General features: G+C 43.7%; 9 protein-coding genes. 7 read left to right on the plus strand and 2 right to left on the minus strand.

The annotated features are described in order from the left end of the window. Positions 1-117 precede the first annotated feature (117 nt). On the minus strand, positions 118-1023 hold the full coding sequence (locus tag AC59IL_RS30180; protein ID WP_496555967.1) for an isoaspartyl peptidase/L-asparaginase family protein: 906 nt from the start codon (positions 1021-1023) through the stop codon (positions 118-120). Between the two features lie 249 nt (positions 1024-1272). Between AC59IL_RS30180 and AC59IL_RS30185 the strand changes: the two genes are divergently transcribed. The 5 genes from AC59IL_RS30185 (at position 1273) to AC59IL_RS30205 (ending at position 10760) form a co-directional block, all read left to right on the plus strand. Beyond that, the gene (locus AC59IL_RS30185; protein WP_496555968.1) at positions 1273-2139 is read left to right on the plus strand and encodes a cyanophycinase; all 867 of its coding nucleotides are present in this window, start codon (positions 1273-1275) and stop codon (positions 2137-2139) included. A gap of 282 nt (positions 2140-2421) precedes the next feature. Next, the gene (locus AC59IL_RS30190) at positions 2422-5556 is read left to right on the plus strand and encodes a SusC/RagA family TonB-linked outer membrane protein (protein ID WP_496555969.1); all 3135 of its coding nucleotides are present in this window, start codon (positions 2422-2424) and stop codon (positions 5554-5556) included. A gap of 28 nt (positions 5557-5584) precedes the next feature. Next, positions 5585-7138, plus strand: a complete 1554-nt coding sequence (locus AC59IL_RS30195; RefSeq protein ID WP_496555970.1) for a RagB/SusD family nutrient uptake outer membrane protein — start codon at positions 5585-5587, stop codon at positions 7136-7138. A 152-nt stretch (positions 7139-7290) separates the two neighbouring features. Beyond that, on the plus strand, positions 7291-9879 hold the full coding sequence (locus AC59IL_RS30200) for a TonB-dependent receptor (RefSeq protein WP_496555971.1): 2589 nt from the start codon (positions 7291-7293) through the stop codon (positions 9877-9879). 113 nt (positions 9880-9992) lie between these two features. Then, positions 9993-10760, plus strand: coding sequence for a rhomboid family intramembrane serine protease (locus AC59IL_RS30205; protein ID WP_496555972.1), 768 nt, complete (start codon positions 9993-9995; stop codon positions 10758-10760). A gap of 88 nt (positions 10761-10848) precedes the next feature. Here the strand turns inward: AC59IL_RS30205 and AC59IL_RS30210 are convergent, their stop codons facing one another. Then, positions 10849-11517 carry an FAD-binding oxidoreductase gene (locus AC59IL_RS30210; protein WP_496555973.1) on the minus strand — a complete coding sequence of 223 codons (669 nt, stop codon included), beginning with the start codon at positions 11515-11517 and terminating at the stop codon, positions 10849-10851. A 253-nt stretch (positions 11518-11770) separates the two neighbouring features. On the opposite strand from AC59IL_RS30210, the gene AC59IL_RS30215 reads away from it, so the two are divergent. Together AC59IL_RS30215 and AC59IL_RS30220 are read left to right on the plus strand one after the other, a co-directional pair. After that, entirely contained in the window at positions 11771-12325 is a 555-nt protein-coding gene (locus tag AC59IL_RS30215) for a porin family protein (protein WP_496555974.1), read from the plus strand. A gap of 113 nt (positions 12326-12438) precedes the next feature. Beyond that, positions 12439-13257 carry a M15 family metallopeptidase gene (locus AC59IL_RS30220; RefSeq protein ID WP_496555975.1) on the plus strand — a complete coding sequence of 273 codons (819 nt, stop codon included), beginning with the start codon at positions 12439-12441 and terminating at the stop codon, positions 13255-13257. Positions 13258-13294 lie beyond the last annotated feature (37 nt).

Here is a 13294-nt window from a genome sequence, read left to right on the forward strand (position 1 = left end):
GGTGGCACGGGATTTTGTGATTTCTTAAGGATGGGAAGAAAGTTTTGCAGTTGGTAGTTTGCAATTGCTAATTGCCAATTGCGAACTTTGATTTGCAGAGGGCCGGTGATCCGGAGGTTAATCAAAAATTTTGATTTCAGTTACTCCGTCGGGATGGTAACAGGCCCTGTACATGCCTTCGGTGTTGAAGGGCATATAAATATGCCCCATGCGGTCAACGGCAATAAGACCGCCGCTTCCGTTTATCTTTTCAAGTTTTTGCATAGCCAGCGCACATGCCTGGTGTAATGAAACTTTTTTGTATTCGATACAGCACGATACTTCATAAGCGGTAACGGCCCTGATAAACTGTTCACCTTCGCCGGTACAGGATACAGCACAGGTATTGTTATTGGCATAAGTGCCGGCGCCTATCAACGGGCTGTCGCCCACTCTTCCATAAATTTTATTGGTAAGGCCGCCGGTGCTGGTAGCTGCGGCAAGATTGCCTTCTTTATCGAGCGCCACAGCGCCTACTGTTCCTAACTGCTTGTTTTGCGTAAGCCCCTGTTTCTTTTTTTGCCAGTCGTTATAACGGAAGTCGGTATAAAAATAGGATGCTGTTTCCATAGGCAGCTGGTGTGCTTTGGCAAATTCATTGGCGCCTTCGGCGATCAGCAATACATAATTCGATTTTTCCATTACGGTACGTGCCGCCCTTACCGGATTTTTTACAAGGCTTATACCGGCTACAGCGCCTGCAGCCAGATTGCTGCCGTCCATGATCGCGGCATCCATTTCATGACCGCCTTTGCTGTTAAAAACCGATCCCCGCCCTGCATTAAAAAACGGACAATCTTCAAGCGCAATAACCGAAGCCTCAACTGCATCGAGACTGCAACCGCCGTTTTTCAAAATGTTCAACCCCGCATCAAGCGCCTCTTTCAGGGCGTTTTCATATGCTGCACGCAAATCGCCGGTTAATTTTTGTTTTGATATGGTTCCCGCTCCTCCGTGAATGGCAATGGCAATATGTTCATTCATAAACGGTTTTTAAAGGTAATTAAAAGGCGGCCTTACCAAAGTTCAATAACTTTAGGTATCCGAAAACCCGTTGGATGCCTGCAGGAAAAGGTGGCTTTTGTAATTAAAAGTTACTTAATTTAATGAAATTGATAAACAGAAATGCGTGAAAGGCATCCGATCGGTTTGCTTAGAGAGAAAGCCTCCCTTGAATACCCATCGGATGCATGTGATAAATTTGAAGTGTGGATCTATTAAATTAATGTGGACATGACAGCTATCAAAGGAGTACTGGTTCCTATAGGTGGCGCCGAGGATAAAGGAATCAATTACCAAAAAGGCCGTAAGCCAGCCAATCGCTTTGATTTTTTTGAAGCGGGTATATTGCGCCGCATTGTTAAACTGGTTGAGCAAATAGGCCCATCCAAAATTGAACTGGTAACTACAGCTTCTTCGATGCCTGAGCAAATGGAAAAAACATATTGCGCCGCCTTTGGCCAGCTGGGCTGTGAAAACATAGGGCATCTTTTTATTACCAGCCGCGAACAGGTAGATACCGAAGAACATCTTGAACGCATCAGGGATTGCAACTGCATTATTTTCACCGGCGGCGATCAGCTTCGCTTAACTTCAATATTGGGCGGCACCGAACTGATGAGTATTATCAAACAACGATATGTAAACGAAGCGGTAGTGATCGCCGGCACCAGTGCCGGCGCCATGGCCATGGGCGGTACCATGATCTATGATGGTAATGCCACAAAAGCACATCTTAAAGGAGAAATAAAATTCTCGACCGGTTTTGAATTTATTTCAAACGTTATCATCGATACCCATTTCGAAAAAAGGGGCCGTTTTAACCGGCTGGCGCAGGCGGTAGCCGTTCAGCCCGGTATATTGGGTATTGGACTGGCCGAAGATACCGGCATCATTATTTCGGGCGGTAACAATCTCGAGGTAATTGGTTCGGGTATTGTGACCATTGTAAATGGAAAAAACATTTCCTATACCAACCTGATAGATATTCCCGACAGAACGCCCATTTCGGTTGAAAATATTATTGTACACATTCTTTCGCACGGTGAGGTTTATGATATAGCTACCGATCAAACCATCAGGCATAAGCAGGAAGTATGAAAAGGCAGGAAGTAAGTGGCGAGTGGGAAATAGAGTGTATTGCTGAGGGTTGATGCTGATTTCATGCTTCTGGCTTCCGACTGCCTGTTAACAAAAAAAACTGCGGCGGCAATAGTGGTAATCGCCCAACCACACGTATTACTTATCAGTCACAAAACCAACCCGGCAACATCCCGTGGCAGATGACCAGGCATGCAGGATGTTTCCAGGGCCTCTCTTATCAGAACATTAAGAAACAGGTTGCGATCTGTTATCAAAAATCTCATTAATTAAATATTAAGTATGATGAAACATCGCTACAAAGTAGTGAAGGGGTTAACTATGCCCTTAGTGCAGCGGCAGGCGATCCTTATGTGGTTACTGCCGTTTTTGGTTGGTTTGTGGCTTGCTTTTCCGGCACAGGCACAGGAAAACAGGCAGGGAGTAAAAGGCCTGGTTAAAGATGAACGCGGCGAAACGCTGCAGGGAGTTACCGTTGACCTTAAAAACGAAACCACTGGCGCCAGGCATTCAACAGTAACCGGTAAAGACGGCGTTTTTGCCTTCGATAATATTGGCGAAAAAGGCGTATATATATTTACGTTTTCGCATGTGGGCTATACAACGCAGATCATTCGAAAAGAAAACCCTGATTTTGACAAAGGAGAGCCCCTGTTTGTTGTATTGAAAGATAATTCCGCCAATCTTGATGTAGTGGTAGTGAGTTATGGTAAGCAGCGCCGGCAGGAAGTTACCGGTTCAATTGTTCAAACAAAAGCTGCCGATGTAAAAGATATGCCGGTTGGCCAGTTTGCACAGCAGTTGCAGGGAAAAATTGCCGGTGTGCAAATAGGGCAAAATGCCGGTACTCCGGGCCGTGGAATGGAATTCCGTATCAGAGGCGCCGCATCGCTGGCATCGGGCAACCAGCCTTTGTTTGTGGTAGATGGTGTACCTATTACGGGCAGCATCAATAATATCAACCCTTCGGAAATTGAAACCTTCACGGTATTAAAAGACGCTTCTGCCAGTTCGCTATACGGGTCAAGGGCGGCCAATGGCGTTATATTAATTACCACCAAACATGCCAAAGCAGGTGATGCCAAAGTTGAGTTCAGCAGCTATTACGGAACCCAGGTAATTCCTCAAAAAGGAAGACCCCGTATGATGAATGCCCGTGAGTTTGCCGAATTTGAAAATGAGTATTATGAAGATCATCTTAAGTATGAAACAACTCCTGTTACTTTAGCCGCTGAGTATAAAAATCCCGAACGATATGGCGAAGGAACCAACTGGTTCAATGTGCTTACCCGCAAAGCGCCCATTCAAAATTACGATCTGCTGATTTCATCGGCTACCGACAAATCATCGTCGACCATTATGGCCGGATACCAGGAACAGCAGGGCGTTATTATAAATACAGGCAGCAAACTGTTTTCGTTCCGCTTTAACCAGGATTTTAGTTTGGTTAACAATAAGCTGAAAACAGGATTTGGTATTGCGCCCAGCTATCGCATCGATCATAATAACCGGTTAACCACCGAAGGCGTAGGCGGGTTAATTGAAAAGATAGTAGAGGCAAGTCCTTTGATTGCACCGGTTGATAGTGCCGGCAACATGCCGTTATATGTTCAAACGGCGGGCATGGTGGCTAATGTGAATCCCTATGCGCAATACATGAAAACAAAAGACGATTATAAAACCACGCGCATCCTGGCCAATGGATACGCCAATTATGAGCTGATCAAAGGCCTGGTGTTAAAAGGCAATATTGCTTTGGATAAAGGAGCCGAAACACGTAACCGCTATTCGCCAATCTCTATTTCAACAGATGGAACAGCCACGGGTACCAGCAGTTCGATCGACAACTATTCGTGGACGGCAGAAGGAATGGTGAATTACACCAAAACTTTTTTCAATGAACACCATATCGAAGCATTGGCCGGTTATTCGGTGCAGCAGTTCAGTCAGGAAAGCAATGCTGTTAACGGTACCAATTTCCCCAGTGATGATGTTGAATGGATCAGCGCCGCTACCTCTATAACTTCAGGCAGTAGCAATACAACCGCTTATTCTTTGTTATCGGCTATCGGCCGTTTGAATTATAATTTCAGAGGAACGTACCTGTTGTCGGCAGCAGTTCGTCGCGATGGTTCATCTCGCTTTGGATCTGAGCGCAAATGGGGTGATTTTCCCTCTGTTTCGGCAGGATGGATCATCAGCAATGAACATTTTATGGAAAGGTTCCGCCGTTCAGTCAGTTTTTTGAGGCTACGTGCCAGCTATGGTATTACGGGTAATAATAATATTGGTAATTACACCAGTCTTTCGCAGGTAACCAGCAGCAATTATGTGTTCAGTGGCGTGCTGGTGCCCGGTGCTACTATTTCAACACTGCGCAATCCCTGGCTTGGCTGGGAGCGCAACAAGCAACTGGATATCGGCCTCGATTTGTCACTGTTTAATAACAGGGTTTCGGTTACCTATGATTTTTACCACAAAATATCGGATGGGTTGATACAGGATAGACCAATACCACGTGCTTCAGGATTTTCGAGCATATCGTCTAATGTAGGCGTGCTGGAATTCTGGGGGCACGAGTTTACAGTATCCGCCGACATTCTTACCGGGCCGGTTAAGTGGAATGCTGCATTCAATATTTCGTTCGACAGAAACCTGATCAAAAAACTACTGGCGCCCGGATTTATCCGTAGAAATAATACCATCACATCTGATTACTATCGCAACCAGGAAGGACATTCGCTGGGCGAATTTTTTGGATTTGTTTTTCAGGGATTGTATAAAGACAGCGCAGATCTGGCCAACTCGCCGCAATATGGCACCAGCTCGGCAGTGGGCACAATAAAAATGAAAGACGTGGTGACCGACAAAGTGATCAATGAAAACGATCGCACGTTCATTGGCAATCCCAATCCCGACTTTTTATTTGGTATGAGCCATCAGGTGAGTTATAAAAATTTCGATCTGTCGGTTTCCATTGCAGGCTCCTACGGCGGTAAAATATTAAACCCCTCAAAATGGGCCTACTTAACAAATCTCGATGGCGCAAGAGGATTGCTGGCTGCTGTAAAAGACAGGTGGCGCTCGCCCGAAAATCCCGGATCAGGCGTTTATCCCAGAACGTTGTCGGGCACAACTGCCCTGGGCCGTTCGGTAAACAGCCAGTGGGTCGAAGACGGCTCCTATCTTTCCCTAAAAAATATAACACTGGGTTATAGTGTACCATTAAAGTCCAACCTCGCTTTTAAAAGCGTACGGGTGTATGGTTCGGTGCAACATGCTTTTATTCTAACCAAATACTCAGGCATCAATCCCGAAGTAAGCTTGAATGGTTTGGATGGCAATATTGGTATCGACGAAAATGCTTATCCCGTTCCAAGAGTTTTTGCCATCGGGTTTTCGGCAAGTTTCAAATAATGTTTTCTACTCAATTTAAAATATTGATATGAAGAAGATATATATAATTGCAGCGCTGGCATGTGTGGCGGTATCGTGTAAAAAAAGTTTTATAGAACTGGTTCCCGAAGATCAGATTGCTGAAGCGAATTTTTATAAAACCGAATCGCAGTTCAGGATGGCGCTCACAGCCGCCTACACACCTTTGCGCGATTTAATGGATAATGATTTTTATACCGGCGAAATGCGCACAGATAATACGCATTACCAGTACTACGCGGTGAACCGCGGAACGGCTTATACCATGCGGGAGAATATTGCCGATTTTATGGACGATCCTTCGAATAACTATTCAAATGCTGTATACTTTCATTGTTTCAAAGGCATTTCGCGCACCAATATGATATTCGACCGCATCGATGGAGGTACGCTAAGCGATGCAGCAAAAAATGATATCGTAGGACAGGCAAAGTTTCTCAGGGCTTTTTACTTTTTTAAACTGGTAAGGTATTTCGGTGGCGTGCCCTTGTTTGTGCATGAAGTTACTGAAGCAGAACAGGCTTTTTTAACCCGCTCTTCAGTACAGGAAGTATATGCGCAAATTGAAGCCGATGCAAAAGATGCCATTGCCAAAATGGCCAACCCTGTTTTTGTTTCGGGTAAGCAAAGCGGACAGGCAACCAAAGGCGCCGCTACCATGCTGCTGGCCGAAGTGTATATGAACCAGCATAAATATGCAGATGCAGAAACGCTGCTCACTTCGCTTTCTACCATGGGATACGATCTGTTAGCCAAATATTCAGATGTTTTTTCAACCACCAATAAAAACAGCAAGGAATCGATTTTCGAAGTGCAATACCTCGAAGGTTTACAGGGTGGCCAGCAAAGCCAGTTTATTTATTACTTTTTGCCGCGTAGCAATAATACAACCGTTGTAACCGGTGTGGCTACCAATAACAGCGGTATCGGCGGATGGAACACACCCACACAGGATATGATTGATGCCTATGAAACCGATGATACGCGCAAAGATGCTTCGATAGCGGTTGCAGAAGGCACCTACAACTCAAATAACATTTTTACTATTTCTGCCAATAAGAGTATTATCAATTACACGCCTGCATCGGGCAAAGTGGGGGTACCTTATATTAAAAAATATTTAAACCCGCATGCCAATAAAGGCAATACCAACGATGACTGGCCCGTATACCGTTATGCCGATGCCTTGTTATTACTGGCCGAAGCGCAAAATCTGCAGGGTAAATCAGCCGAAGCACTGGTGCCGTTAAACAGGGTACGCACCAGGGCGTTCGGGAATGCTACACATAATATTACAACAACCGATCAAACGGCATTGACCGATATCATTGCCCATGAAAGAAGGGTAGAGCTGGCTTTTGAAAACCATCGCTGGCACGATCTGGTGCGCACCGGTAAAGCGGTGGAAGTAATAAATGCGTATGGTATTAAAATAAAACAACTATATGGTTACCTGTCGCCGGCATCGTATCAGGTAACCACCAACCGGTTGGTGTATCCAATTCCTCAGTCGGAAAGAGATTTGAATATCGACCTCACGCAAAATGATGGGTATCCGCAATAATCCTGAGCGGAGTCGAAGGAGCCGTGGCCTTTATCCTGAGCGAAGTCGAAGGATAGGGCCGCGGCACTTTTTTTTGGAGTAAAGCATATTTCTCTATATTTGTGTCGTTATGTACTGAAAGAAATAACGAACATTTTAACTGCTTATCTTGTATGCTTACGGCCCGGATATACCAATGTACAGGTTTTGTAAAAAGAATAGTTGCCGGTATTATATGCTTAACTACTTATGCAGCATCCTCCTTTGCCCAGGAGCAGCCAGCCGCAACCGATACCGTACGCAAGGTGCATGTGTTACAGGAAATTGTTATATCGGCCTCCCGATTATCAGAGAAACAGCTTACTGCACCGGTGAGCATTTCCAAATTAAGCACTTCGCAAATACAGCAAACCGCAGCACTTTCATTTTTTGATGCCATAGGTTCCATGAAAGGCGTACACATGATTGTACCCGGACTTGGCTTTAAGATCATCAACACCCGTGGTTTCTCCAATACCACCAATGTGCGGTTTGTGCAAATGATAGATAATATTGATAACCAGTCGCCGCATATAGGCGCTCCCATTGCCAATGCATTATCGCCCGGCGATCTCGACATCGACCATGTTGAAGTTATTCAGGGCGTAGCTTCGGCCTTATATGGTATGAATGCTACCAACGGACTGGCTAATTTTACTACTAAAGATCCCTTCGCCACACCCGGTTTAAGTATACAGCAGCAGGTGGGTGTAAATCATGTAAACGATCCTAATAAGGTTTCGGCCAGATTGTACAATGAAACAAATATTCGCTGGGCGCAGGTTCTCCATAAAAAATGGGCCTTTAAAATCAATGGCGGTTTTAACAAAGGGTACGACTGGATTGCCGATAACCACAACGATTTGAACCCCACCGCCAATCAAACAACAGGTTTAACCGGCGCTGATAACCCGGGTTATGATGCGGTGAACGGTTATGGCAACGAATCATCGAATCGCAAAACACTTACGCTGGGTGGCAAAAATTATGTTGTAGCCCGCACCGGTTACTATGAAAGAGATGTAGCCGATTATCATTTGCAGAATATAAAAGGCGATGCATCGGTTTACTACCGGCCAAACAGTAATTCAGAAATATCGTATACATACCGCGCAGCCTATCTTAATAATATATACCAGCGATCGAACCGCTTCAGGTTGCAGGATTATTTACTGCAGCAGCATATTGTGCAATTCAAAAATCAATTGGTGCAGGCAAGGGCTTATATCAATTCAGAAAATACCGGTCACTCGTACAACCTGCGGTCGATGGCCGAAACTATGGATCTTGGTTTTAAAGGCAGTACCAAATGGTACCAGGATTATACAACAGAATGGAACAAAGACGTTAGTGCGGGTGATGATGTTGCTACGGCACATCATAAAGCAAGAGACTTTGCCGATGCAGGCAGGCCGCAGCCCGGCACCGCAGCATTCAATGATAAATTAAAACAATTACAGGAGATCAATAACTGGGATATTGGCGCAGCCCTGAAAGTAAAAGCACGGTTAGTACATACCGAAGCAACACTTAATCTGGGCAAGCTGTTACATACCAGTTATAATTTACAGGCAGGGGCCGACTTCAGGGATTATATCATTGTGCCCGATGGCAATTATTTTATTAATCCAATCGATTCGGGACATAATTTAAATTATACCAGTTATGGATTTTTTGTGCATGCTTCAAAAAGTATATTGAACGAAAAATTACAGGTAAGCGCCGTATTGCGTGCAACGGGGTATGAATATTTTAAGCTGAAATGGAATCCCCGATTAACAGCAGTATATAGTTTAACCAAAAATGATTTCGTTCGTTTTTCGTATCAGAACGGTTACCGGTTCCCAAGTATCTTTGAAGGCTTTTCGAATATCAACAGCGGCGGTGTAAAACGCGTTGGCGGATTGAAAGTTATGTCGAACGGTATTTTCGAGAACAGTTGGCTAAAGAGCTCCATCGATAATTTTAAGGCGGCGGTAAATAATGATGTAAATACGCAGGGAATGACTCAGGCGGCGGCCATCGAAAAGAACAAAGGCCTTTTACAACGAAATACCTATACCTACCTGCAACCCGAGCAAATGCACTCCTTTGAAATAGGGTACAGGGGTATTATGGCCGGCAGCAGACTATCGATCGACGCCGACTTTTACTACAACCTGTATTCGAATTTCATTGCACAGATAGAAGCCAGCATACCCAATACCAGCGACAGCGCGCAGATGCCTGCCTCATTATATGATAATAATAAACAAAGCCGATACCGGTTGTGGACAAACTCAAAAACAGAAGTGCATAATTACGGCGCCGAAATAGATGTGTTGTATCTGTTAAGCAATCATTATTCAATATGGGCCAATGCCAGTTATCAAACCCTGAAAAGAACCAGCGCCAACGATGGTCTGGAAGATGGTTTTAATACACCATCGTGGATAGTGAATGGCGGTTTTAAAGGAAATAATGTATATAGCACCCTTGGGTTTAATGTATCGTTCAAATACCAGAATGGTTTTTACTGGCAATCTTTTTTGGTAAACGGTAATGTGCCGCAGGTGTTTAATGTTGATTGTATGGTACAGTATTCGTTTGCCAAACCTTCGCTGGGCATAAAACTGGGCGCTACCAATTTGCTGAATCATTACTATTATTCATTTTTAGGCGGCCCGCAAATAGGAGGATTTTATTATACGACCATAACTTATTCCATAGGCAATAAGCGATAGACAATAGGCAATGGGCAATAAACAATAGGCAACAGGCAGGTTTGCAAATTGCCTATTGCAAATTGCCAGTTTTCTTCCGCGGGGAACAGCATTTGCATATTTTTGATAAAAAAATGGTTTTCCCAATTGGTGACGACAACAGAGACAGGAAAACAACTCCTATAGTTAATTACCTTCTCATCGCACTTAATATTTTTGTTTTTATCTATTGGCAGAACTGGGGTCGCGATACACATTTTACTTTTGCATATGCAACCGTTCCCGGCGAAATATTAACCGGTAATGATATTGTTACCAATGCAAAAATTCTCCGGGACCCATATACCGGTCAGCGGTTTGAGTTACCGGGATTAGAAGTTACCTCCATTCCCGTTTTTTTAACCTTGTTTACTTCGATGTTCATGCATGGCGGACTGGCTCACCTGGCCGGTAACATGTTGTACTTATGGATCTTTGGCGATAATGTAGAAGATGCGTTGGGTCATTTGAAATATCTCCTGTTTTATTTATTGTGCGGTATGCTCGCCGGGTTGAGCCATGTGTTCGCCACGTTTATATTAGGACAAAACCTGTTAATCCCCAGTTTGGGTGCTTCCGGTGCTATTTCTGCTGTATTGGCCGCTTACCTTCGATTACATCCCGGGCGAAGTGTGCACCTCTGGATATTCTTTCTTATTATTTCGGTGCCTGCATTTCTGGCGGTGGGTGTATGGTTTGCTTTTCAGGTAGTGAACGGATTAGGCGCACTGGGCGGAAAGGAAGCCGGTGGCGTAGCCTACGCAGCGCATATTGGCGGCTTTTTATTCGGATTGATACTGGCAGGCATATTCGCAAAAGACTATTTGTCGCGACGAAAGAAAAAAAGAAATAGTCAATGGTGAGTATCCTGAGCGAAGTCGAAGGATTCCTCCGCGCCCTGAGCGAAGTCGAAGGGTGTGTTTCCGCGTCCTTCGACTTTGCTCAGGATTATTATTTCTCAAATACTACAGAATCTGCTGTAGCTCCCAGTTTTTCAAGCGCTGCGTTAATATCAGCGATCATTTTATCGGGACCGCATACATAAAAATGTTTGCTGAAGTCTGTTATTTGTGCTTTTAAAAACTCTTCATTGATAATTGCGTTTACAAAACCCTCCTTTTTTTCGCGGGTAATAATATAAACGGCGTTTGTGCCAAGCATACGGGCTAATTCTTCTGCATAAATAATATCGGCCGTTGTTTTATTCGAAAAGAACAGCACATTATCCGCCAACTGGTTGTTGAGGTATAATTGCCGCAGTATGGCTATGAAAGGTGTAATGCCTGCTCCGCCGGCAATAAAATAACCAGGGCCTTTATATTCTATAGCGCCCCACACATCACGTATGATCAATTCATCGCCTTCGTTTAGCTGATGCAGTGCGTTGGTTACACCATTGTGATCGGCATACCGTTTAATGGTAAACTCAAGTGTGGGTTCATTATTCAATGAGGTGAATGTAAATGGACGCCGTTCTTCGATCCATCCGGGTTTGTTTATTGAAACTTCGGTAGCCTGCCCGGGAACAAATTTATATCCTTCAGGTTTTTCGAAGCGAAAACTTTTTACATCGTGTGTCACCTGATTAATGGAGATGATCTTAACTATATGCGATTCCATAAGCAACCAATTTATTAACCTATAGCAAGCTACCAATTAAAAAGCAAATATTAACAGCTTGTTATGATGCTCCTTTCATACCGGCAACAAAAGCAATGATTAATACATGTTTAAACTGTTAAAATCCATGTGTGGTATTATAACCCAAATTGATGCTTTTGCCAATACCTGTGAACCAATGTGTTAGAGTTATTGGGGTGCTGGTCTTGCATTTGCATTAGTAGTATCAGCATTGTTAATTAAAATATCAGTTATGAAGAAAATCTTTTTATCTGCATTAACCGTTATACTGGTTAATATGGCGTTTGCTCAGCATGTTGAGTTTGGTTTAAAGGGTGGTGTAAACTTTGCCAACCTGAAAGACGACGCCAACAGTAATACAGATGCGAGAACAGGATTTAATGCCGGAGCTTTGGCGCATATTCATTTAAGTAAAACTTTTGCCATTCAACCCGAAGTTGTTTATTCTGCCCAGGGAGCCGAATATTCAAGTGGTAAAATGAAACTGGATTATATAAATGTTCCTGTTCTGGCTCAATACATGTTTGGAAATGGTTTTCGGTTACAAACAGGCCCGCAATTAGGTATATTAACTACATCAAAGTTTAAAAGCGGTAATACTAAAGTTGATGTCGACATGAGGACTGCTGATGTCGCCTGGTCTTTTGGCGCCAGCTATCTTTCGCCAATGCGCCTGGGTGTTGATGCCCGGTATAATTTAGGGCTTACCGACATCAGTAAAGCAAGTCCCGACCTGATGAACCGCGTTTGGCAGCTTGGATTGTTTTATCAGTTCCGTCATCAATAAAGCACCTTAACCTCACCCCGGCCCCTCTCCTTCAGGAGAGGGGAGCGGGGTGAGGTTTCTTCATTTGCATACGATCGATATTCTTAATAACTTGAATGGATCAAAAAAGGGATATGATATTAAAAAAAGCGGCCTCTGTTTTTATTGCGGTAATTTTTCTGCCAAAAGTAAAAGAGATAAATACACCGCCCATTGATACAAAAACAGGAGATATTCAGGCTTGTATAAAAAAACTAATGGCTGCTTATCCTGGTAAATTCATTGGCGCTACCGATAATGCGGTGATCTGGTACGATAATACGAAAATGGTGTTTGACGATGGAAAACGTAATAAGTCGTTCAGGGCATTGCTCGATAGTGCAGACCTTGAAGACCAGGTTTGTGCCATGACCTATCCACGCGATGATTTTAGTGCTCCCAAAAAATATAATGATCCCGGCCGCATACGGTATGAACCTTTTTTTCGAAAAATGTATGGCAATACAGAGCAGGAGGTAAAAGCCAACCTGGTTGAAATAATCTGGCTGCCAAAGGGTGTAAATCAAAAAATAAGGGTATCAAAAATAAATGGAGTGGCCGATAAGCTGAAGAAAATTTCTGAGGAGCTGGATAATTACCCTGAGGTAACGAAATTTCTTAAGAAACCGGGCGGCACTTTTATGTGGCGAACCATAAGCGGCACCAACCGGTTAAGCACGCATTGTTTTGGCATTACCATCGACATTAATATCGATTTCTCGAATTACTGGCAATGGGATAATGCGGCATGGAAAACAAAAGGGGAGGAAATTGATCTGACATATAAAAACAGAATACCACTTAAGATAGTAAAGATATTTGAAAAGTACGGATTCATCTGGGGCGGTAAATGGTATCACTATGATACGATGCATTTTGAATACAGGCCCGAGTTGTTGGTGATAAATAAATAAGCCACCCGGTAAAAGGTGGCTTATGATTAATCATTAA

This window comes from Niastella sp. sgz303648 (genome assembly GCF_059587045.1).